At 58.0% G+C, this 22,305-nt stretch carries 17 protein-coding genes; 6 read left to right on the top strand and 11 right to left on the bottom strand.

Annotation, left to right across the window (positions count from 1 at the left end; all coding sequences use genetic code 11):
* Positions 1 to 165: 165 nt before the first annotated feature.
* The 4 genes from TERRO_RS05755 to TERRO_RS23580 all read right to left on the bottom strand — a co-directional run bounded on the left by TERRO_RS05755 (position 166) and on the right by TERRO_RS23580 (position 5,247).
* Positions 166 to 3,669, bottom strand: coding sequence for a carboxypeptidase-like regulatory domain-containing protein (locus TERRO_RS05755; RefSeq protein ID WP_014785054.1), 3,504 nt, complete (start codon positions 3,667 to 3,669; stop codon positions 166 to 168).
* 105 nt (positions 3,670 to 3,774) lie between these two features.
* Positions 3,775 to 4,461 carry an amidohydrolase family protein gene (locus TERRO_RS23590; RefSeq protein WP_245536224.1) on the bottom strand — a complete coding sequence of 229 codons (687 nt, stop codon included), beginning with the start codon at positions 4,459 to 4,461 and terminating at the stop codon, positions 3,775 to 3,777.
* Positions 4,462 to 4,480: 19 nt separating this feature from the next.
* The gene (locus TERRO_RS23585) at positions 4,481 to 4,828 is read right to left on the bottom strand and encodes an amidohydrolase family protein (RefSeq protein ID WP_245536223.1); all 348 of its coding nucleotides are present in this window, start codon (positions 4,826 to 4,828) and stop codon (positions 4,481 to 4,483) included.
* Positions 4,825 to 5,247 carry a hypothetical protein gene (locus TERRO_RS23580; RefSeq protein WP_245536222.1) on the bottom strand — a complete coding sequence of 141 codons (423 nt, stop codon included), beginning with the start codon at positions 5,245 to 5,247 and terminating at the stop codon, positions 4,825 to 4,827. The genes TERRO_RS23585 and TERRO_RS23580 overlap by 4 nt, the downstream gene beginning before the upstream one ends.
* 232 nt (positions 5,248 to 5,479) lie before the next feature.
* Here TERRO_RS23580 and TERRO_RS05745 point away from each other — a divergent pair, with 232 nt between their 5' ends.
* From TERRO_RS05745 to TERRO_RS23390, 3 genes are all read left to right on the top strand, one after another.
* Positions 5,480 to 6,493, top strand: coding sequence for an acetamidase/formamidase family protein (locus TERRO_RS05745; protein WP_014785053.1), 1,014 nt, complete (start codon positions 5,480 to 5,482; stop codon positions 6,491 to 6,493).
* Positions 6,494 to 6,637: 144 nt separating this feature from the next.
* Entirely contained in the window at positions 6,638 to 7,717 is a 1,080-nt protein-coding gene (locus TERRO_RS05740) for a PAS domain-containing sensor histidine kinase (RefSeq protein ID WP_014785052.1), read from the top strand.
* Positions 7,705 to 8,340, top strand: coding sequence for a response regulator (locus TERRO_RS23390; protein WP_014785051.1), 636 nt, complete (start codon positions 7,705 to 7,707; stop codon positions 8,338 to 8,340). Before TERRO_RS05740 ends, TERRO_RS23390 begins: the two co-directional genes overlap by 13 nt.
* 149 nt (positions 8,341 to 8,489) lie before the next feature.
* On the opposite strand, the gene TERRO_RS05730 is transcribed toward TERRO_RS23390, so the two are convergent.
* From TERRO_RS05730 to TERRO_RS05710, 5 genes are all read right to left on the bottom strand, one after another.
* Positions 8,490 to 11,738, bottom strand: a complete 3,249-nt coding sequence (locus TERRO_RS05730) for a TonB-dependent receptor (RefSeq protein ID WP_014785050.1) — start codon at positions 11,736 to 11,738, stop codon at positions 8,490 to 8,492.
* 478 nt (positions 11,739 to 12,216) lie between these two features.
* A complete protein-coding gene (locus tag TERRO_RS05725) occupies positions 12,217 to 12,999 on the bottom strand; it encodes an SDR family NAD(P)-dependent oxidoreductase (RefSeq protein WP_014785049.1) in 783 nt (260 codons plus the stop codon).
* Between the two features lie 69 nt (positions 13,000 to 13,068).
* The gene (locus TERRO_RS05720; protein WP_169315281.1) at positions 13,069 to 14,403 is read right to left on the bottom strand and encodes a TolC family protein; all 1,335 of its coding nucleotides are present in this window, start codon (positions 14,401 to 14,403) and stop codon (positions 13,069 to 13,071) included.
* 65 nt (positions 14,404 to 14,468) lie between these two features.
* Positions 14,469 to 15,731 (bottom strand): HlyD family secretion protein, encoded by a 1,263-nt coding sequence (locus tag TERRO_RS05715; RefSeq protein WP_157178264.1) that lies wholly within the window; start codon positions 15,729 to 15,731, stop codon positions 14,469 to 14,471.
* A gap of 53 nt (positions 15,732 to 15,784) precedes the next feature.
* Complete coding sequence (locus tag TERRO_RS05710; RefSeq protein ID WP_014785046.1) at positions 15,785 to 17,464, bottom strand: peptidase domain-containing ABC transporter; 1,680 nt, start codon at positions 17,462 to 17,464, stop codon at positions 15,785 to 15,787.
* Positions 17,465 to 18,553: 1,089 nt separating this feature from the next.
* Between TERRO_RS05710 and TERRO_RS05705 the strand changes: the two genes are divergently transcribed.
* Complete coding sequence (locus TERRO_RS05705) at positions 18,554 to 18,832, top strand: hypothetical protein (protein ID WP_014785045.1); 279 nt, start codon at positions 18,554 to 18,556, stop codon at positions 18,830 to 18,832.
* Between the two features lie 6 nt (positions 18,833 to 18,838).
* A complete protein-coding gene (locus TERRO_RS05700) occupies positions 18,839 to 19,249 on the top strand; it encodes a putative toxin-antitoxin system toxin component, PIN family (RefSeq protein ID WP_014785044.1) in 411 nt (136 codons plus the stop codon).
* Between the two features lie 552 nt (positions 19,250 to 19,801).
* Here TERRO_RS05700 and TERRO_RS05695 read toward each other — a convergent pair.
* Positions 19,802 to 20,599 carry a hypothetical protein gene (locus TERRO_RS05695; RefSeq protein ID WP_157178263.1) on the bottom strand — a complete coding sequence of 266 codons (798 nt, stop codon included), beginning with the start codon at positions 20,597 to 20,599 and terminating at the stop codon, positions 19,802 to 19,804.
* Positions 20,600 to 21,037: 438 nt separating this feature from the next.
* Here TERRO_RS05695 and TERRO_RS05690 point away from each other — a divergent pair, with 438 nt between their 5' ends.
* The gene (locus TERRO_RS05690) at positions 21,038 to 21,397 is read left to right on the top strand and encodes a hypothetical protein (protein WP_041592468.1); all 360 of its coding nucleotides are present in this window, start codon (positions 21,038 to 21,040) and stop codon (positions 21,395 to 21,397) included.
* A 203-nt stretch (positions 21,398 to 21,600) separates the two neighbouring features.
* On the opposite strand, the gene TERRO_RS05685 is transcribed toward TERRO_RS05690, so the two are convergent.
* Positions 21,601 to 22,293, bottom strand: coding sequence for a tyrosine-type recombinase/integrase (locus TERRO_RS05685; protein ID WP_245536221.1), 693 nt, complete (start codon positions 22,291 to 22,293; stop codon positions 21,601 to 21,603).
* Positions 22,294 to 22,305 lie beyond the last annotated feature (12 nt).

The following is a 22,305-nucleotide window of genomic DNA, read 5'->3' as shown; positions in this document are numbered from 1 at the left end:
ACGCGTCAGTTGATCCGAAAGATTTCGAAGCCTTTGATGCGCTCGAACCAATGCCTATGGGAACAGAGATCCACTACCTGCTCACGAGGCGGGTTTTGATGGCTGACCTCGGCGGATCAGCCACCTTCCCCTCTGTTCAGTGCTATGGCGCGGTCCCAACCGCCCTTAGAACTGGTACTTCAGCGCGAACTGGATCAGCCGGGGAGCGACAGACGACGCATTGATCAACCCATAGCTTGCCGTTCCGACACCCGTGCCTGGGTTAGCGTATTGCGCGTGATTCCACACGTTGAACAGCTCCGTGCGAAAGTCGATCGTCGCATCTTCCCGCAGGCCGCCTACCTTCGCGGTCTTGGCCAGCGTCATATCCCAGTTCTGATTCCCCGGGCCACGAACCGCGCCGATCCCGCTGTTACCGTAGAGCGTCGGTACGGATGTCGCCGTGACCGCAGCGCCCGGAGTCACGGTCGTGCTATTCGGTGCGAAGGGCGCGACGGTAAACACGCTCGCCCCGGCGTTCAGATAGTTGTTGTTGCGGATGCGGTCCAGCGTCGATCCGCCGTTGACATTCTTGATGTCCTTATTGGACATGCCGGGAGCAAACTGTGCGCGGCTGGCCGTCCCGAATGCTGTGCCATTCCGCGTGTCCGTGAAGGTAAGGGGTTTGCCAGACTGGAACGTTGAGATGCCGGAGATCTTCCATCCGCTGGTAGCACCGCGCAGAAAGGTGCCGCTGTTCTTCACACCAGGGATCTGGTAGGTGTACACCACAACCAGGCGGTTTGTGCGATCAAAGCCGGCAGGCCCCCAGCGCTGGTAACGGTCATTCGGATCGTTGCTGTTGCCGCTGCCTCCAGCGAAGACACCGTTCGTGCCGTCGCCGCCCGTGACCGTCGTGAGTCCCTTGCTCCACGTATAAGCAGCCTGCAGATAGACTCCGTGCGACATCTGCTTCCGCAGAATCGCCTGAAGGCTGTTGTAGTTGGAAAACCCATAGGTCTCAATGCGAGTGACACCACCCGGCGTGAATCCTTGGTAAGGCACCCGCGCCTGAATATTGGCGCTCGCAAGGGTGTTGGTCGTCACACCATTGATAGGGTTGGATGGGCTGGCGAGGAAGGCACGATTCAGAGCGCGAGACTCCGAGAGACGTGTGCCGCGCGTACCGACATACCCGACCTCGAGAACCATCTTGCCGACGAGTTGTTGCTGCACCTCAAGGTTGTACTGCTGCACCTGAGGGCTATCGATGTTGTTTGCGACGCCGGTCACGGTCAGGGTGTAGGCCGTCGACCTGGGACGCCACACACCGGGAGTAAGCGCGGTCGTAAACGGTGTCTGGAAGGTTGCAGCAGCATTCGCCGTCCCACTCAAACTGGCGGAGCTGACGAACGGCTGACCTCCCAGCGTTTGCAGGACGGAGTTCGCATTGGGCAGTGTGTAGAACAGCCCGTAGCCACCGCGGATGACGGTATTCTGCGCGGCCTGGTAGGCGAAGCCAACGCGTGGGCCAAAGTTATGGAGAGGAATGTCATTGTCCGACAGGCTCGTGCTCCCTAACCGCGTGACTCCCGCCGGCAATGTCAGTCGGTAGTTATTCGGTACGACGAACCCCGTGAAGGTGCCACCAACCGGAACCGGCTCAAAGCGGTTGACCAGGGATGGATAGAAGCTGCTCAGCTGACCATGATTCGCACTGACACCGCTGTTCAACTCCCAACGGATACCACTATTCAAGGTCAGTTTGTTGTTCAGCTTGATATCGTCTTGCAGGAACATCGCCATCGTAGTGCCGCGATAGCCCTTGTAGTAAGAGCCCTGCTGACTTGCACTCGAACTTAGATTGCTGAAGCCACTGCCGTTCTGTGCGGCACTCTGACCTAACAGGAAGTCCTGAAAGGTAAGGAAGCCCACACTGCCGCGCTTGTTGTTTGGATCGTCAAAGTTGAACTGATTCTTCTCGCCCGTAAAGCCGGCGCGAAAGCTCTGCTTTCCGCGGTTGAACGATATCTGGTCGCTGATCTCAAAGGTGTTCACGGCAGAGAACGACACGTCGTTGTTTACTCCGCCAAGAGCAAAATAGCCCGTGGTGGAGATGATCGGCGTCAGCGGATAGCTCGGGTCGCTTGGTGCCGTCATACCGATCTGATCGAAAGTAAGGTTGGCCTGTGTCTGCAAACGACCTACGCTGCGGATATAGCCGATCAACGCCTCATTCAGAAAGCGGGAGCTCAGCGCAGACGTCAGCTTCAGAACGGCCACCTGACTATTAAAGTTTGGCGTAACGCCATTTCCCGGCGTATTCGTGGTGCTACTGAAGGGCTGATCTTGGGGCTGGCGCGAATAGAAGTAGCGCTGCGAGAACGTGTGCTTTGCGCTGAAAAGATAGTCCGTATTGATCAGGAATTGGTCTTCGCTGTAGTGCGACGGAATGCTGAACGTAGACAGACCCACGAGGTTCCCACTTACGGTCGAAAGACGTTGTGGCGTTGGAATCAGGTAGGTGCCATTCGGAATCTTCTGCCGCAGCAGATTCAGCGCAACCGGATTGATGTTGCTGCCATTACAGGCAACGGTCACGCCACCATTGAACGGCTTGGCACTCGCGCAACCTGCTGCACCAATCGCCGCAGCACTGCGATCATCCGTGAGTGGAAACAGAGTGTTGCTGGCAAGCGAACTGGAAGACAGTCCGTTCACCTGGCGCGTGCCCTGATACGAACCGAAGAAGAAGATCTTGTCCTTGTGAATCGGACCGCCGATCGTTCCACCAAACTGGTTCTGCTTCATCACAGCGCGCTTTTGCCCACCCAGCTTCAGAAACGTGTCGTTCGCATTCAGGACATCGTTGCGAAAGAACTCCCATACCGATCCATGAAGAGCATTGGAGCCCGTCTTCGTGACCACATCGACGTTCGCGCCTGCGTCGCGGCCGAAACCCGCATCGTAGTTCGTCGTCTGGATCTTGAACTCCTGCAGTGTGTCGGGATTCGGAATGGCGATGCCGGCTTGCTGAACAAAGTCACCCGCCCGGCCTGATCCGAAGTTGTTGATGTCCGCCCCGTCCATGTGAAAGTTATTGCTGATACTGCTGGCGCCATTCACATAGACGTCCTGCGTTCCCTTCCCGAGCGATGCCGCGTTGTTTACATCTCCCGAAACACCTGCCGAGATTGTGAGCACCTGCGTAAAGTTTCGATTGGGCAATGGCACTTCCCGGATCGTGTCGCCGGCCACCACTGTGCCCAGCGTTGCATTTTCGACCTGCAACTGAGCGGGTGCCGCTGTGACCTCGACCGTTTCACTTTCACTGCCGACCACCAGCTTCGCGTCGGCTCGCGAGGTCTCTGTCACAACCACAGTGATCGGAGGCTCCTCGGCTTTCTTGAAGCCGGGTGCTGTGATGTTGAGCGTGTAGAGCTCTGGAGGAAGCAGGCCAATGGTGAACTGCCCCGCGCTATCGCTCTTCGTCTGGTGCGTCTGGGCCGTAGCCTTCGATGTCGCCGTGACCACCGCACCGGCAACCACCGCTCCCTGCTCGTCCGTAACGATGCCGCGGATCGCCCCTGTGGTGGAGGTCTGACCGTAAGCGGCAGAAGATACGAACGACAGGACAGCGAGCGACGAACCAATCGCTGTGCGGCCAAAGATAGAGGCAGACCTCTTCATGGTGTGGGAACCTCTTGGGTGGGTTACCAGCACTATGAACGTTTCGTGAACCAAAAACATCCGTATTTCTACGCAGACGGCGGAGTTTCTGACACGAAGGTCGCCTTAGTATTCTCCGTATCGTCCTCGAACCGACTCAAGCAGCTTGTTGGAATCCCACGCCACACCGTCCTTCAGAACGATCTCAACCTTCTCGATATCTGTGATGGTTGTGGAAGGATCGCCCTTCACAATCATCAGGTCCGCGTCCTTGCCTACCTGCACCGAGCCGGTGTGATCCGCCTTGCCGAGATACGTTGCGCCATTCAAAGTCGCAATCTTCACAGCCTCCAACGGCGTGAAACCGTCGTCGGTCACAAGCAGCTCTACCTCATGCTGATCACCAAAGCCCGGCAGCGTCGCTCCGTTCCCTGTCGGGTCAAGGCCCGCCATCAGGAAACCGCCCGCTTCGACGAACTTCTTCTCGAGCGCCGTAGCATTCCGATAATTCTGCGCCAGGCGCTGTAATGCTGCAGAATCCGGGGCCGTGTTGCGACGATTGCGAGCGAAAAGATAGGCTTCCCGCGCCTCTGGCAGCATGGTGGCCAGCGCTTTCGCACGCAACGCCGGTTTCCCTGCCAAACTCGCCTCAAACACAGGCAGCGTGCTGGTCAGTGCCACATGCTTTGCCACCAGCAGCTTGATCAACGCGGCAGCTTCCGCGCTGTCCGGTGTCATCTTCGCCAGCGTTGCACCACCAGTCTCCCGCGAACACTCGTCGACCTTCTTTTCCGGATCTAACTGCGTGTTCACAAAGAAGCCGTGCTCCAGGTTATCGATCCCCAGTTCCGCTGCCTCGGGAGGTCACCGAACACAGATGGCCTGTCACCTTCAGGAGTCTTGCGTGCGCAGCCTGGATGGCCGACCCAAGTTCCGCGCGGGTAATGTGCATGTAAGCCTTGAAGTTCGTAGCACCCGCGTCAGCCCATTGGTTGACGAAGTTCCTCGCATCCTCCGGCCCGCTGAGCACGTGCATCTGCATGAAGATGCTACTGACTCCCTGCAGGTAGGGCGCCGTAGGTTCCACATGCGGACCAATAAGCGCTCCGGTGTCGATCAGATTCCGCAGGTGAATGTCGGCATAGGGTTCTACTGATCCCGCGGTACGGATCGTTGTCACACCATTCGCCAGGTACATGCGCGGCGCCGGAAGGTCATCTGAGGCAGCAGCGTTGGCGCCTCCGATCCCTCTGCGTCGCTGTTCGGCCGTTGCAGGTAGTAGATGTGATCGTGCATCCCCACCAATCCCGGCAGGACGGTATACCCGGCAAGGTCAAACACCTCAGCACCAGCGGGCGCCGCGGCATCCGCGCCAATGCTGCGGATCGTGCCGTTGTCGATGACAATCGTCTGATCCTGCAGCACCGGGCCGCCGGTACCGTCCATGATGCGAACGTGCCGTAAGACCTTCACCGGCTGATTACGGCCGTAAAGATAGCGCGCGTTCGCCGCCGCGGGCGCGGGCGTCCGCTGCGCGGAAGTCGTAAGACAGCCGAGAGCAAGCGACATGCCTGCGAGAGATTTCAAAAGAGTCTTCAACGTGCAATCTCCTGTGCCGTATCGCAGACACGGCGGGGCTACGCTTGGTCAAACGAGACCCGAATGCCGAGACACCGAGTGTAAGCGGTTCGCCTGCCTCAGGTCTTCTAAACCATTACCTACGTAGTTCTACGTAGCTCGACTGCGTAGTAATGGCGCGGCACAACGATAGGGGAATACCGCATAATCGCAACACAACCACAACCTCCTCGTTGCTCAGGAAAGGACTCCCATGTTTCGCGCACTTCTCGTGTCCGGTGTCATGATCGGCAGCGCCCTCTTCTCCGGCGCTCAGCAGCAACATACTTTGCTTGCAACACCCAACACGGTGGCATGGGGGTATTACTCCGGCATGGCCAAGCCGGCCTTGACCGTTAAGTCGGGCGACACCGTCATGATGCAGACGTTGTCCACCTGCGGCCCGCGGGAACGCATGATCAAAGGCGGCGTCAAGCCAGAAGACATCCCGGCCTACACCGACGCAATCTACAACGAGGTAAAGGACAAGGGCCCAGGCGGCCACATCTTGACGGGCCCCGTCGCGATTGAAGAGGCCGAACCCGGCGACGTTCTGGAAGTCCAGATCCTCAAGATTGATATCGATGCCAACTTTGCCTGCAACGGTTTCGGCCTGCATCGCGGCTTTTTGCCGATGGAGTTTCCCTACAGCCGCAGCCGCATCGTCCCCTTGGACCGAGCAAAGATGATCGGTCATTTCGCGCCAGGTATCGACATCCCGTTGCACCCATTCTTCGGCAGCATGGGAGTCGCCCCCGCCGGCGGCAAGATCGATTCAGCGCCACCATTCGCGCATGCAGGCAACATGGACAACAAAGAACTCGTCGCCGGAACCACGCTCTACATTCCCGTAGCTGCGAAGGGCGCACTCTTTGAAGCAGGAGACGGACACGCCGGACAAGGCAACGGCGAGGTAGACATCACGGCGCTGGAAACGTACCTGACCGGCACGTTCAAATTCATCGTGCATAAGAAACAGGCGCTGTCCTGGCCGCGTGCAGAGACGCCGGACTACTACATCTCCATGGGTTTTAGCCCGGATCTGAAAGAGGCGACCGAGCACGCCCTGCGTGACATGATCGACTTCCTCGTCGAAACCAAGCACATGACGCGTGACGATGCCTACATGCTCTCGAGCGTGGCGGTGGACCTGGACATCACGCAGCTCGTCGACGGCAATGTCGGCGTGCATGCCATGTGCCCCAAGAAGATCTTCACAGCCAAGTAGCCCGTGCGGACTTCCAATAGGCGGCAGACACCAGGGTGTCTGCCGTTTCTGCTTGAGAGTTTTTACGTCTGGCCTTAAACTCAAACCTCAACCTTTAAGTAAGCTAAGTTGTCTAACTACGACTACCACGCCAGTGGAGGCGATATGACTTCTTCCCTTTGTAGACAGGGCGCAGCTCTGGCCCTGGGCGATCGCGTCTCAACGACTTATCTCCACGCATTGATCGAACACAATCCCATCGCAATCATCGTGTTGGACAGCCGGCACAAATTCCAGCTCTGCAACGGAGCCTTCGAAAGACTCTTCCAGTTCGACGCGGCGGAACTCAGGACTTGGGCCATCGATTCCATGATCGCCGGGCCTGACTTCATGCTGGAGGCTGCGCAGCTGACAGAGCGTGTTCTTGCCGGGGAAAAGGTACACACTCTGACGAAGCGTCGAAGGAAAGATGGCCTCATCATCGACGTCGATCTCCATGGAGTGCCGCTCATCGTGGATGAGCAGGTAGTGGGAGTCTACGGACTCTACCAGGATGTCACCGAGCGCATGGAACTCACCGCAGCCATGGAGCAGATGACGACACGGTTGAACACGATTCGGGATGAAGAGCGACGCCGCTTCGCGCGAGACCTTCACGACTCCCTGTCGCAGGAACTGACTCTTCTGACCTGGAATCTCCGCAAGCTATCGGCGCAGACGATGCTGGATCCCAAGATAGAAAAGCTTCTGGGCGAGACAAGCGACATCGCCGATTCGTGCATCAGCCAGATCCGCTCTGCATCGTTCCTCATGCACCCGCCACAGCTCGGCGAGGCGGACCTTCACAGTGCAATCCTATGGCTGACAGAAGGCTTCGAACGGCGCAGCGGCATGAAAGTCTGCCTGGAGTTAGAGCCGTTCCTGCATCGGCTCCCCATCGACTTAGAGTCCGCTCTGTATCGCCTGATCCAAGAGGGTCTCGCGAATGTCCTGCGGCATGCAAGGGGATCGGCGATTGCACTCGGCCTTCGGATGGAGGGCAGCGTGCTCAAGCTAACCCTTGTAAATCACGTGGAAGCGTTGCAAACCTCCGCATCGTCTCTACTGTCGAGCGGCGTAGGCATCAACAGCATGCGCGAAAGACTGGCAGAGTTCGGGGGTACGCTGCGCGTCACCACCACGGCCGCCGGTATGCAGCTACGAGCGACTGTGCCGTTTACACAGGAGACACGATGCGCCTCGTAGTGGCAGACGACCATGCCCTGATGCGCCGGGGTATCCGTGATCTGATATCTGGCTATCAGGATTGCACCATCCTCGCTGAGGCCTCACAAGGTGATGAGGCAGTAAACCACATCAACGCATTGCAACCGGACGTAGCCATCCTCGATCTCAGCATGCCGGTCATGACTGGTCCGGAAGTTGCGCGGGCCGTCGCAACGACAGCGCCGTCAACCCGGATCATCATCCTTACGATGCATGACTCAGAGGGCACGCTCCGCCAGATCGTCGAATGTGGAGCGCACGGCTATGTCCTGAAGGGCGAAGCCGATATCTATCTGGGACAGGCACTGCGAAGCGTCATGGATGGCCAACTCTATTTCCACACCGCGGCACTTGAGATGATGCGCAAAGGGTACCTGCGTCCTGCACAGATTCCAACGGCAGATCCCCTGACGCAACGCGAACGAGAGATCCTGACCCTGCTCGCAAAAGGCCTCAGCAGCAAAGAAGCGGCCGTGACCCTGGACATAAGTACGCGCACCGTGGAAACCCACAGGCTGAACATCTATCGCAAGCTGCGCATCGCGACGATCGCCGATCTCGTGCGATACGCCATCCGGGAGAACTACGTCACCGCAGCCTGAGCAACACTCCGCTCCCCGGGAAGCGTTTTGGCCCGCGTCGATCTATGACCATGCCCGGCTCAGGCTCTCGTATGCGGCCGAACCCCTGCGGCAAAAAGAAACGCTGCCATCCACGAAGGGATGGCAGCGGTCTCATTCCAACATGTGACTTAGAACGTCAGCTTCAGACCAGCCTGCATCACACGCGGCCGTACAGGGCCAGTCGCGGTGATCGCACCGAAGTTGCCGCTTGATGGGTTGTTCTGCGGCACTGCGAAGTTCGTATGGTTGAAGGCGTTAAACAGCTCCCAGCGGAACTGCAGCTTGTAGCGCTCCGCTGCGGTCCAATTCTTCATGACCGCCGCATCGCTGTAATTGATAGCGGGTCCCTGCAACAGATTGCGACCCGTATTACCGAAAGTACCAACCGCATTCGTACGGAAGGCTGCGGTGTTGAAGTACTGGGTCAGACGTTGTTGCTTGCTTCCCTGGCCTGCTCGCACAGCAGCACCCGTGAAGTCAGCCCGATCGCCGTAGACCAGCGCTCCAGAGTTGTTGTTGCCGTTACCGCCCACGATGCTGAACGGACGTCCCGACTGCAGCGTGTAGATGGCTGAGATCTCCCACTCACCAAGGATGCTGCGCGCAAAACCATTCCAGCTCTTCAGAGCGGGAGTGGTGTAAACCGCGTTCGTCACCGAGACAAGAGGATAGTTCAGATCGGACAGACCACGGTTAAAGCGCAGGTCATACGGATTGCCGACGCCGTTGCCCGTGAACGAAGCATTACCCGATGCGGCAATGTCGATGTTCTTGGACCACGTGAAGCTGCTCTGTACCTGGAAACCATGCGAAAAGCGCTTTTCAAACTGCGCCTGCAGCGAGTGGTAACTGCTGACGCCGTTGCTGTTGATGGTGAGGATCTGACCAAAGTTGTTTTGAGCGCGGGTGCCGCGAGCTGGACCGGTAACCTGTCCCGGGTTCGCATCAATGATCAGTGTCTGGTGATAGCTCTGGCTACCGACATACGCCAGGTGGAAGACGATGTCGTTCGTGACCTGTTGCTCAACCGAAGCGTTCCAGCTCTGTGTCATGCCGAGCTTGAAGCCAGGACGGAAAGCTGCAGGAACAGTTGTCTGCGCCGGGAAAGCAGTATTTGCTGCCGGAGCCGAAGCACCATAGGAGAAAGGAGGAAAGGGGCTGACGCCGCCGGTAGAGGCGAAACCTGCCCAGGGATTGGAGAAGTCGATCGGGTTCGTAGCGCTGCCATTGAGCACAAACGTCGGCGCGAAGGGCGTCACGTTTGCCACATGGTTATAAGCGGAATACGGCAGCGGCGCTGTGAACATGCCGAAGCCTGCGCGGAAGGCCGTACGTGGTGACGCCTGATACGCAACGGCAACTCGTGGTTCGAAGTAGCCGTACGTATTCTGTGCCAGGCTATTCGGCGTATTCGCATCGCCCGGGAAGAGCAAACCAACCGGAGCATTGGGGAACTTCGTGCTCTTCTGCCCCGGCGAGTAAACAACGCCGCGGCCGTCACGCGAAGCCGGTGCCAGATTCGGATCCCAGCGGACGCCGAGCGTCAAGGTAAGGTTCGGCCGCACCTTGTACTGATCCTGTGCAAACACACCGAACAGGTTACCGGTAACATCCGCGATCTCGCCTGCACCCTGCGTGTAAGTGTTCACGCGACCCAGCAGGAAGTCCGCAAGTCCCAGGCCAGTCGAGTAGCCGTTGAAGTTCACGATCGGAGCCGCAGGATAGAACGTCTCTTCACGCGCACGCTGATGCCAAAGATCCACACCAGCCGACAGCGTGTGATTTCCAGCGATCTTCGTGATCGAGTCCGAGAAACCCCACGAACGACGCATCTCGCCCGTATATTCGGAGTAAGGCGTGCTAAATCCACCGTCCGCGCTAAGCCCCTCGGAGTAGCAGGTTCCCGTTGGATCGCTGACATTGATGAACTTCGAAAGGCAGAATGCATTGCCTGCACTGTCACGCTGCGTGCCGGCGTTGTAGACATGCATCTGGTTCCAGAAGAGGGACAATGCATTCACAAAGCTGGGCGTAATCGTCCAGGTATGATTCAACACTTCGTTGAAGAACTTACCCTGCTTGCCGGGTGTGATAGCCAGGATATTGCCCGGCGTTGATGACTCTGCGCGGTTGTAATACTGGATAAAGCTACGCAGCGTAATGCGCTGCTTGTCAGTCGGCGTGAAGTCGATGCGGCCGGTGCCTTCGTCGTATTTCTCAATCGACTTCGGCGTGGTGTAGTAAACCAGTCCGCTCGCAGGGTCCTGACCCAGCGGCAGCGCCGTCCTTGCAATACGCACGGATGCAGCGTTGAACAGCGCCGGGTTGATGCGATTGTTGACGAAGCCGCCTGTCAGCGCCTTCGGATAGGCCGAGAAGTCGCCGTTCAGCATGGCGGCCGTCGGCGTATTCGTGCTGTTTGCCGTCGACGTGCTCGACTGCCGGGTGCCCTGGTAATTGCCGAAGAAGAACAGGCGATTCCGCTTGACTGGTCCGCCAAGGAATCCACCAAACTGCGTCCGCTTCAACGGGTCAACCTGCTTCGAGAAATAATCAGCCGAGTTAAGCGCGCTGTTACGCAGGAATCCAAACGCACCACCGTGCAGCGCATTGGTGCCACCTTTGGTGTCGATGCTCACAACTGCGCCCGGCGAGAAGCCGTAGTGTGCGTCGAAGTTATTCGATATCACTCGGAACTCACTCGTCGCATCCGCATTCGGCGAGGGTGCAGCGAGCGCCATGTACGTGTCCATGTTCGGAACGCCGTCCAGAAGGTAGAGCGTGCTTCCCTGTCGACCGCCGCCGGCAGAGGCACCAGACTCATTCGGGAACGTGGTCTCACCCTGCAGTGTGCCTGCGCCCGTGTTCAGAACATTGATCACACCCGGCGACAGGAGCACCAGGCTTGATGGGTCGCGGCCATTCAATGGCAGTTCGCGAATGGCCTGCTCGCCAACAGTGTTGCTGACCTCAGCATTCGTCGTGTTCAGCAGAGCCGCACCGGCGCTCACACTTACTGTTTCGCCTTCGCTTCCCACCTGCAGCTTCAGGTCAAGCGTCGCCTGCTGCGAGACCGTAAGAACGACTCCGGTCTGCTCAACCTTCTGAAAGCCCTTCATCTCGGTGGTGATGGTGTATTTGCCGGGAGGCAAAGTGGGAAAGCGATACAAGCCTGATGCATTGCTATCAGACTTCAGGACAAGATTGGTGTCGATGTTGGTCGCAGTAACGTGTGCGCCCGGCACCGCCGCGCCCGTGGAATCAGTCACAGTGCCGCTGAGCACGGCATTACCGCCCTGTGTGTGTGCGGCTGGTACGAGAAATGTAGTGCTTAGAGCGCAGATCAACGCAGGTCTGCGCGCTCTTGAAAAAATCATCTTGGGGGGCCTCTTGAATTAACTTCAGTGCGGAGTCGCGTATCCATGCGCTTCGTGGCGCAAGGACGTATGAGCAACATGCCGCGTTTGGGGGAATTGAAACCGGGACATCCCGGTGGGGGAACGCGTAGAGAAGGATAAAGGCCGGTGCGATCGGTTGTCTATCGACATAGGCGGCAGAAATATGGAGCCTTGCCCAAGACATAGGGTGTCTGCAGTAAGAAGACGCAAAAGATCGGCACAGAAGGGAGCGCTACACACAGAGAGGAAGCTGGTTGATAACACTGCACTTTACAAATTCGGGCAGCATCGTTCCAGGTGAGCGGTCTCATGGAGGGGCCACAGGAAGACTCTTGTACAGGAACTTTAAAAAGGCGTGCCGTGGCACATTTTGACGGGCGCACCAGCCACAAAAAACCGCAGGAGCCACCTCCACGGTAGGCTCCTGCCATGAAACGCGATGCAAGTGATACTTCGGCTACGCCGTGGCGGCTCGGTGAACAGCGGTAAATCCGCCGTCAACCGGCAGGTCAATACCATTCACAAAAGACGCATCTTCACTCGCGAGAAAAGCAATCACGCCAGCGACTTCCTCTGCGGACGCACCTCGCCCGATAGATACCACCTCGCCTGACTTCGGATAGAACGAATCGCTGTTCTCGAAGTCGCCCGCAAGCACCATCGACGTGAGCCGGGGGCTAACAACGTTTACTCGCACGCCTTCGCCTGCGAGATCGCCGGCAACGGTGCGCGTGAGTCTGCTAACAGCACCCCTCGCACTGTTGTAGCTACTGCCACCTTGCTCTATGCCAACTTCAGGCGGGAAGAGCACATTCACCACCGCTCCTCGGGTGTGCAAAAGGTGAGGTAATGCAGAACGCACCGCCTGAAAGACGCAATCCACATCGCTCGGCGTCACTTTGTGCAGCTGCTCCGTCATCTTGAGGAGTCGCTCGGTTGTGTCACCGTGATTTTGTTTTGATGAAGCGGACTGGATGTTATTGATCAGGACATCCAGCCGCCCAAATTGCGATACCGTCTCTTCAACGAGCCGCTCGATGTACGCCCTCTCGGAGACGTTCCCTTCGTGCAGAAGTATGCGCCTCCCACTGATACCGTTCGTCATCTCCCTCAGCGACTCTTTGTGGCACGCATTCAGCACGACACTTGCACCTTCTAAGATGAATCGCTTGGCCGTAGCGGCACCGATACCCGTATCCGCATTGGTGATGATGATTACCTTGTTATCAAAACGATTCATGACTCATCCTTCTTCGTATGGGTTAGAAGATAGCGATCCTAAACATGTGGACTTGGCAGCGTTCGACGATCAGAGATCAGCCATCGAGTAACGGTAAGCAGCCACAGCGCGCTGGTGATCCGCGAGAGCAGTAACATTGCGCACGGCCGATTCCAGGGTCGCCTGTTCCCGCAGGTTCAGCAGGAACAACGTGCCCTCGCCCAGTTCGAACTTTGTGCGCTCGGCCTGTTCCAGCTGCCTTGTGACACTCAGTTCTTCCTGCGCGACTCGCAGGCGCTGCGAAGCAGTGGTCAATGCAGAGATCGCATCCTGCACCTCTTCGCGGATGGTGTCCTTCGCAAATTGCTCGCGCTTTGTGAATTGCACAATCCTCGCCTGTGCGGCCTGAATGCGCCCTTCTGCCTGGCGACGCTGTAGTGGCAATTCAAAGACAACACCAGCCCGAAACTCCTGGGGTCCTCGCCTGACAGTTGAGCTTGTCCCTCGTTCTGAGGTGAAGCTTGTAGTCAGGTCCAGGTCAGGCAGTTTCTGATTGCGTGCCACCTTTAAGTCGACCTCTGCAGAGGCCCGCTGTGTCGCGACGCGACGAGCATCTGGCCTCTTCTCCCACGCCAACGAAACGGATGAATTCACATCCATAGGATCGGGGCTTGGATTGTGGGTCACCTCCGGAGGAAGTTGGCTTTCCGTAGGGACGATCGGATCTCCCGCTGCATCGCGATAAAGAAGAGACAAGTCGAGCGCAGCACCCTGCAAAGCTCGAGTAGCTTCCACGACCTGACCTTGACGCTGCAGCACAGCGCGCCGATTATCTACAGCATCGATGGCAGGCAGTTGACCCGAATCAGCACCGAGATCCAGCAAAGCCTGGCGGCTCTGTGCAGTTTGCAGTACGCCCCGCGCAATCGCGAGACGGTTGCCAGCTGCGACCCACAGCCAGTAGCGCTGAATTGCGCTGTTCATAATAGCAAGTCTCTGCTGTTCTACCGACAGTCCCGCGGCCTGCTGACCGATTGCAGTCTTCTGCAAGTCAGCACGTCGCGAATCAATGCTCCTGTCCTGCAACAGTGGAAGGCGTGCGCCTACACGATACTCGCCGCCGGATCGAGTCTCGTACTTACCCTCGTACACCGGGAACGTACCCTGACCGATGCGCCAGCCACCAAACAGATCGGCGCCTCCCCACCGCAGCGGCTGCTCAACGCTAACGTCTGCAACACGGTTTTCGTAATAACCAAGAGAGTTATTCTCGGCCTTCCCCTTCAGCTTCGTATCGAACTTACCCTTCGCTGCAAGAGCATCTGCGTTTGCCTGATTAATCTCCTGGAAAGCCGCCAGCAGCGGTGGATAGGACTTGCGAACAGACTCTTCGATATCCGTCTGCTGCAAGACTTGCGCCCCCATCCCATGCACCGAAAAGAACAACAGGCAAACTAGGAGAGCTTTGTAAAACTTGATTTCTCGACTCTTCATGCCTTCTTCCCCGCTACCTTCGTGCCCTTCTCCGGCTCAACGACTGGCGCGAAACCATTGAACAAACGCCACAGTTCAAAGCCCAGCGTGACACGGTTCAACAAGACCCATCCATGCACTCGCACGCCCTGCCGCAGGTAACGCAGACTCGGCCACGGAGCATCGTCTGGATCCGGCTCTACCAGCAACCGAAACTTGCCGCTGCCGTTATCCGTTGGATCCACCAGCCGCACTCGCCCGCCAAACGTACCGACAGCAACCGATGGCCAACCTGCAAACTGAATGGCTGGCCAGCCTTCAAACTGCAGACGTACCTTCCGTCCAACGCTGATAAGAGGCATGTCGCGGCCAGACACAAGCAGCTCCACAACCGGCAGCGTATTGTCGGGAACGAAGGATGCAATCTCTTCGCCAGCCTTGAGCACGGCGCTGTCAGGCTGCGCCATCAGCCGGAAGATCGTGCCATCCGCAGGCGCCTTGATCGTCTGTGTCGACTGCCGATTCAAACGAACCTCGACAGGCTGCAGCGCTGCCTGCGCACTTGCAATCTCCGCGCGCGCAGACTGCTGCGTCGCACGTGCATCCCGAATCAGTGCACGGCCGGCGTTCGCCGTACGTGCTCGCTCTGCCTCGCTCGTTCGCTGGCTGTTCCGGCTCTCATTCAACGAAGCTCTGCTTCGTGAAAGATCCGCAACTGCTGCGTTGTATTCCGCTTCCGCAACCTCGACCTGGCGCTTCGAAACCACGCCGCTTGGAAACAGCGCGCGCACACGATCGACATTCTTCTTCGCTGCAATCTCCTTCGCCTGCGCGGAGTCCACCGCCCTCTCCGCACCCTGCACACGATCCGACGCCTGCTGAATGCGGAAATCACCGGCAGCAAGATCATTCCCCAACTGCGCGACCACCTCAGAGATTCGGCCGCCCAGTTGTGCATCACGTTCTGTCGCGGCACGGATGCGATCCGCGGTAGCACTCCTCTCAAGCTTCAAGCGCTCCGGCATCGTCGGATCAAGATCCGCAATGTCCACCACGGGGCTGCCCTTCGTCACATGTGTTCCTTCGATGACGTGCCACTTCACGACGCGGCCATCGACGGTCGCATCGATGGATTGCTGCCGCTCGATCGGCGTCAGCGCACTCACACGACCAGCACCATCAATGTTCTGCTGCCAGGGCGAAAACAAGGCTGCAATCACCAGCAGCAATATCCCACCCAGCGCAAACGCCAGCATTCGCAGTGCATTCGGAGTACGCAAGGCCTCCATCGCCGACAACTTACGCGTTGTAGATACTTCTTTAACCGCTGTCGTCACTGTGCATTCTCCTGACTTCCAGGCTGGGGTTTCATCTCGTAAAGGGAGCCGCCCGACAGGCGATACACTCGTCCGCAGCGCTGCAAAACCTCGGGCCTGTCAGAGGTCAGGACCAGCGTCCAGGGAGCCTCCGGCGCCAGCAGCGTGACCACCAGCGGATCGTTTGCCTGCAGCCCCTCCATGCCATCCACAATGCCGTCCACCAGCAAGACTGAGGGCTTCATCAGCAGCGCGCGTGCCACCACCAGGCGTAATGCCTGCGTCCTGGTTAGCGGTGCACCGCCGGTCGTTAGCCGAGTCGCTGTCGAATCCGGCAGCTCCATTACCGCCGCCTGCAGACCCACCTGCTCCAACACGTTGCGGATCTGCCTGTTATCAACCGCGGCGCCAAGTGTTAGGTTCTCGAGCAGCGTCCCCGCGAAGATCTCCGCCCGGCGAACAAGGACAACCTGTGTTCGCAAGCTGTCCAACCGCAACTCGCGATAGTCCTGCCCATCGATCTCGATGTGTCCCGCAGTCGGTGTCCGCAGGGACGAAATCAAATCCAGCAACGTGGACTTACCAGAGCCAAGCGCACCCTGCACCGCCACCTTCTCGCCGGCTCCCACATAAAGATTGAGTCCGCGCAAAAGATTCGTGCCGGCCTCATAGCAGTACTCCACGCCGGAAAGCTGCACCGATGCTGCAGGCTTCGCCTCAAGCACGTGGCTGCCAAGCTCTCTCTCAACGGGAAGATCTTCCAGGTATCCAAGCTCGTCCACTGCGGCTGAAAGGTCATAGAAACTTTCGAGTGACTTATTCAGCTTCGTGAAGCCATAAACCACCATGCCGACCACCAGCTCACCCGCGACCAACTGGCCCAGCGTAAGCTGCCCCACCGTCACCAGGTAGCCGCCAAAACCCAGCAGTGCCGACAGCGCAAACGCCTGCAGCGCGAGTGATCCAACGATCTGCCGCATCTCGACGCGGAAGTGAGACTTGCGCTCCTCTACGTAATAGGCAGCGCGCGCATTTGTTCGCGTCCAGCCAAAGTCCATGCCCTGCGACGAACGAAAGGTACTCGGATGACGCGCAAGCTCTTCGAGCCACGCGAGCACTTCATATTTCGCCTGCGACTCGGCAATGCTGGTACGGATAGCACCGCGTCCAAGGCCGAACAGGATGAACAGAATCATCGCAAACAGCACCGCGTCGAACAGCAGCAGCAACGGGTGATACACGGCCAGCAGCAGAAGCCCCGCAACCGTCTGCATCAGGATCGTCAAACCGTCGATCAGCAGGACAGCAACACTCTTCTGGACAATGGCGACATCAAGAAACCGGTTGACCAGCTCCGGTCCATGAACGTTGTCGAAGAAAGAACTGCGCGCATGGATCAGCCGGTCACCAGCATCGCCGGTTACACGAACAAAGATCCGCCGCTGAAGAACTTCTACCAGCCAATGACGCAGGATCTGGAGAGCGGACGCAGCCATCAGCGCCGCGAAGAGCAGCAGCGACAGCACAATGATCGGTTGCAGCACGGTCCCGAAGGCGACCGTGTTAATCAATGATTGAGACGCGACCGGCAGCGCCAGGGTAAGCAGACCAATGGCAAGGGAGTAAGCCGCAACGATCCAAAGGTCGGAACGATCCGGCTGCAGCAGGCTTGTGATTCGTTGGAGTGGGACCTTCATGCATTCCACTCAAGGCAATCGAATTACCAAAGTGGCACCCCTGAAATTCAAGGTTTCTGCAGGCCTTGCCAGAACAACTGTCCCATAGGTAACATCACGATCCCTGCTGACAGATCGTCAACCCGCGCTCAAACCGCAATCGCAGTCCAGCATCATGCTGATGAAAATCCTGCCGATGGGCCAAAATGGCGCTTGTTTTATGGCGTAAACACTGTTGTTGCATGCTGTCCCAAATAGGACAGCGCCTGTCCCGAAGCGGTCACTACACCGCTGCCCATGGGATCGCAGCGCGAAACATCGCAAAAACTGCCGCGCTTGTTGACCACACAGTAAGCGCCCGATATCGCAGCTCGCCCTGAACGCTGAATCGTCTGGCCTAAGGTCTCCGGAGACACGCAGCCAGGAAACCGCCACGGCAAGACAGCATCGCGGCGCGATCCAACAAGGGACGCAACAAAGCCCGTCCGCCGGGGCAACGCTGACTTGTTGGAAGGATTGGTGGGCACAGCAGGATTCGAACCTACGACTTCCACCGTGTGAAGGTGTGCAAGAAGTAGCCGGATGCACATTCTAAAGGACTTATAAGCCGAATGGGGCGGGAAAAACCGGCATTCCGGCCGGTGATTGGCATCAAAATGGCATCAACTTTCACGTGGGCGTTGGGACTGACTGTGGCGGATCAGTCCCTCTTTCTCGAAGCGACCTGTCCCCAAGCTCATCCCGAGTACGGGAAGCTTTCTAGGGCAAGTTGCAATGAGCCCTGATCTGAGCGCTGCGGAAGCTGCGATGCCGGAGCTTAGTCTCCTCCCATCAGGTGAGGTGTGAGGACCCCTACCTAGGACCTTCGCCTTAGGAGTTTTCGGGGCTACACATTTTCAACGACTTAGGCGGTATCGGTTGGAACGTAACCGTGCTTATGCAACGTTCTGCAATCCTTAATGGCCCCAGATTGGCCCACTAATGGCCCCACGCTGGACCTCGTACCCACGCGGCACGAACGGCAAGTCCAGCAGGTTGGTCAAAGGTTGAACCGGCTTCGGTGCTTGAGATGCGTAGCCGTATTGGCTACACTACATCCAGAGGATTCCGATGCGTCAAATTTCACTTCGAGAGTTCCGAACGAGGGGAACGAAAGCACTCCAAGCCGTTCCCGTTGGCGAGACGATTCTGCTCTCTGGTCAGGACGGTCCCACGTTCTTCCTAGTACCAGTGATGGGCGACGTCGCCGCGGAAGATCGTGAGTTGCGTCGCGCGATTGCCAAGGCGAGTCTTCGAAACAGTTGGAAGCTCGCGAACGCAGCACCGCCCCTCCCCGAAGAAGAGATCGAAAAAGAAGTCAGCCAGGTGCGTTCCACGCGTAAGCGATAAAGACCGATGAGACTGGCTGTCTTCGATACAAACGTGATCGTGTCTGCAGGAATCAAGCCTGACGGCGTGCCGGCGCGGCTCCTGATGGATTGGGTCTTCGAGGGCCAAGTACAGACCGTTACATGCCCAAGCATCATCGAGGAATATCGCGAAGTTGCGAGACGCCCCAAGTTCGCTCGGTATGGCTTCCCTCCGCTCTGGCTGGAGTTCCTGATTGAAGAGAGTCTTCAGCTTCCCGATCCACGTATCAGCTGGCGGCAAGGCCCGGATCCTGCCGACATTCAATTCCTTACCCTGGCCCACATCTCTGGAGCATGGCTTGTGACTGGTAATGTGCGGGATTTTCCGGAAGATATTCGTCAGGATGTGACGGTAATCAGCCCGGCTGGGTATCTCGGACACTTGATCCAAGGATGATAGGGCACATAGAGTGGTCAGCGAGGCTCTCACGATGTGATTGCACCGTCCACCCCTCCCTTCGCCTCAAATTGGCTGCCATACAGCATTAATAGATGTCCCAAAGTCCGCAAACTTTAACTTTGGCAAACGACCAACTCAGCACAAAATCAGCAAGAGAAGTATTGCCCTGTTCGATTCTTTCAACAAGCACTTTTGGTAACTAGGGCGCGTAATGATCCGAAGCGGGCGCCAACCGCCTCATAGATTTTCCTGTATAGCCGATTTGCGTCTCAGCAGCGAAGAAAATCGACTTACAGGGGCCATTGCGCTGATGCGACGACTGGCTCGATCACCATGTCTTGCTTGCGATTACTGTGGGAGGGCCCGCTCGTCCTTCTACGGCCGTGGTTTGAATCACGACCTCAAAGTTATCGCTGTTCGTGACCCTGCGAAGAGCAGCCTCCAAAGACGAAGCCACTGTGACCACTTCGCCTGCGGCTTGAGTTCCCTGCGATGAGATACCGGCGATGACCATCACGGGCTGTCCTGTCAGCGGGCTCCTGTAGCGGGCTACGATGCCGTAGTCCTGCCCGATTCGTTGATGGGCGTCGTGATGTCGACCGACCAGATACGCGGCTTTGCTCTGCCTTCGGGTTTGCTTTCGAGGATGCTTCCGACGCGACCGCCGGCGCTCTCCTGAAAGACGAAGGGCAGATCCTTGCTCAGCTGCAACGTCCAGACATTGTCGAGCGCACCGATCAGGACCGCAGGTCCAGTACGGAGTTCGGCGAAGTTGACCTCCGGAGCGGGCGATATCAGATAGCGCAGACCGCTCTTTTCAAGCTGGCCTGCAACGCGCGCCGCGATATTCGTGTCTTCCAGGGAGAGATTCGGTGAAACCGAGACGTCGCTGGGGCGCTTCGCGCTCGAGACCCAGTCCGTGCCGATCACCGGCATCACGATGCGTACCTGCGAGTTGGGGCCGGCAAAGGATGTCCAGAAGCGAGCAATCGGTGTAGGCCGGAGCTTCGCAAGGAGCGGAAGGTAACCGAGCAGAGCGGCGACCAGTAGACCCGCAAGTACGACCGCGGAGAGTCGCCACGTTCCGGCAGACGTGGCTGCGTGTTGCGTCGCTGCGGCGCGAGGCGAATTCTCTGTCACCGGTAACGCCGCCAATGGCCTGTCCGAATTCTCCGGGAACGATGCTGGGGACACAATAGCGGACGGCTCTGCGATGGGCGGAACGTCGGTGGAGCGGTGAAACTTTGGCAGGTAGCTGCCGGGCGGTAGCTCGATGCGAATGGCGTCATCGTGCCCGTCCGCGTAGTAATACTGCGCAAGTTTCTTGCGGAGTTCTGTCGCGGTCACACGCACGATCGGATCGGCGTTTGTATCGCAGTCAGGCTTCCGGCCAAAGACTTCAATGCCGAGCGTCCGTTCCTTCGGTGGCTGGAGGTCGGAGTGGGTCAGCTATTCATGGACCACGTAGGTCAGAAACGCAGCCAGGCGTTTGCTCATCCGGAACAGCGGGTGAGCAAGGAGTCTCTCTAATTACCGGTCGATCGTACGGCGATCTTCTTCGCTGATCTGCGCCGCTGGAATTGGCTGCTTCTGAACCATCACGTACTAGTATCGCTCGTTTCGTCCTGCGTTCCGTCAGGAATTCCATGATTCAAGGCAGTATGATACGTCCACGCAAGTCACTGCTAAGAAACCACTTGGACTGTATGGTGCCGTTAGATTGGAGACCCGGACAGTTTCCATGGCTAGAGTGGTTTCGCGCCCTAGACAGGGGCAGGAGACCACGTGAACACGAAGACCGAGCCGAAGGAACGTCCCCAGCAGCTGGACTATGAGTATGGAAGCACCGAAACAGTGAGCCGCCGGGGCGTATTGCTGGGCATGGCAGCACTCGGCGGTGTGACGCTGCTCGACTCACGCATGATGCGCGCGATGGCTCCCGAGGCCGCCGCAGTGTCGCTCACGGTTGCTTCTGCGGCTGGTGCGAGGATCCCCGTGGACTACACGGGACTGAGTTACGAGACATCGCAGTTGACTCACCCGGCCTTCTTCGCAAAGGAAGCGTCGGTGCTGGAACGCTACTTCCGGTTGCTGGGTAAGGGAAGCGGATCCCGGCAGCGGCCGGATTGCCACTGCCCACTGTGATGTCAATATTTTCAAAGGCGCTGTAGAAGGTTTCGGAGGTGCCGTCCTGCACGGGCTGGCCGGGCTTCGGCCGCTCATGCGCAAAAGTGGAACAGGGGATGAGGCTTGTCTCCCGTGAACCCCGGTGTGTTGTCCGCAAGCCATCAGCATGAAAGGCCAGCCCGGCGCCGTCTTGCCAGTCTCGATGCCGAAATCACCACCGCTCAGGCGAACGAGATCGTGCCGCTCTTCGCTACAGAACGAAAGATTCGTCCCTCAAGCAGTTCGCCTTCTGCCAGCCAGGCATCGATGGCGGCTTTTACCCAGAGCGGAACCGCAACTGTTCGGATGCGATTACCCTTACCGCGCAGATCCGAAATGACCCATCGCCCGTCTCGCTGCTGCACGTCAGCGATGTCAAGAGCAGCAAGTTCACGTCGGCGTAGAGCACAACCGACCAGCAGAGCAAGGATCGCGTAGTCCCGCTTCCCTTTCAACTTGCTGCGATCTGGCACACGCAGCAGATCCTTTGCCTGCTCTCGCGTTAACCAATTTTCCAACCTGTTCCCGCGCTGCGCTACGTTTGGGATGTCGAACAGATTGCTGGCCTCTTCCGGGCCTATAAGCCCGTTGCGACGAGCCTCAGAGACTAGGCGACGGGCAGCCGCGAGCTTCACGTTCACGGTCGAGGCTGCCAGGCTGTCCATCGACGACTTCCACTCCTGCAACAGAGCACGTGTCAATGGTCGTCCGGCGGCAAAGGCGAATAGATCATCCAGCGACTTCGAGTAGTTTCTACGCGTGTTCACCGCGGTCACAGAGTTCAGCACCATCTGCTTCAGCAGCAACTGAGACTCCGTCAGCTCCGCAGAACTGTCGCGATCCGTCGACACAGAATGGCTAAGCAGGATGCTCACACCCTCTGTATA

The sequence above is a fragment of the Terriglobus roseus DSM 18391 genome (assembly GCF_000265425.1).
GTDB lineage: Bacteria > Acidobacteriota > Terriglobia > Terriglobales > Acidobacteriaceae > Terriglobus > Terriglobus roseus.
Note: the sequence above shows the minus strand (reverse complement) of the source record. Positions and strands in the feature narration are given on the sequence as shown.

What these genes read in the sequence shown, in the direction of transcription:
- TERRO_RS05730 (WP_014785050.1), bottom strand. Translation starts at nt 11,738, where the DNA reads ATGATTTTTTCAAGAGCGCGCAGACCTGCGTTGATCTGCGCTCTAAGC.
- TERRO_RS05745 (WP_014785053.1), top strand. Translation starts at nt 5,480, where the DNA reads ATGTTTCGCGCACTTCTCGTGTCCGGTGTCATGATCGGCAGCGCCCTC.
- TERRO_RS05725 (WP_014785049.1), bottom strand. Translation starts at nt 12,999, where the DNA reads ATGAATCGTTTTGATAACAAGGTAATCATCATCACCAATGCGGATACG.
- TERRO_RS05755 (WP_014785054.1), bottom strand. Translation starts at nt 3,669, where the DNA reads ATGAAGAGGTCTGCCTCTATCTTTGGCCGCACAGCGATTGGTTCGTCG.
- TERRO_RS05705 (WP_014785045.1), top strand. Translation starts at nt 18,554, where the DNA reads ATGCGTCAAATTTCACTTCGAGAGTTCCGAACGAGGGGAACGAAAGCA.
- TERRO_RS05700 (WP_014785044.1), top strand. Translation starts at nt 18,839, where the DNA reads ATGAGACTGGCTGTCTTCGATACAAACGTGATCGTGTCTGCAGGAATC.
- TERRO_RS05710 (WP_014785046.1), bottom strand. Translation starts at nt 17,464, where the DNA reads ATGAAGGTCCCACTCCAACGAATCACAAGCCTGCTGCAGCCGGATCGT.
- TERRO_RS05740 (WP_014785052.1), top strand. Translation starts at nt 6,638, where the DNA reads ATGACTTCTTCCCTTTGTAGACAGGGCGCAGCTCTGGCCCTGGGCGAT.
- TERRO_RS05720 (WP_169315281.1), bottom strand. Translation starts at nt 14,403, where the DNA reads ATGGGGGCGCAAGTCTTGCAGCAGACGGATATCGAAGAGTCTGTTCGC.
- TERRO_RS23390 (WP_014785051.1), top strand. Translation starts at nt 7,705, where the DNA reads ATGCGCCTCGTAGTGGCAGACGACCATGCCCTGATGCGCCGGGGTATC.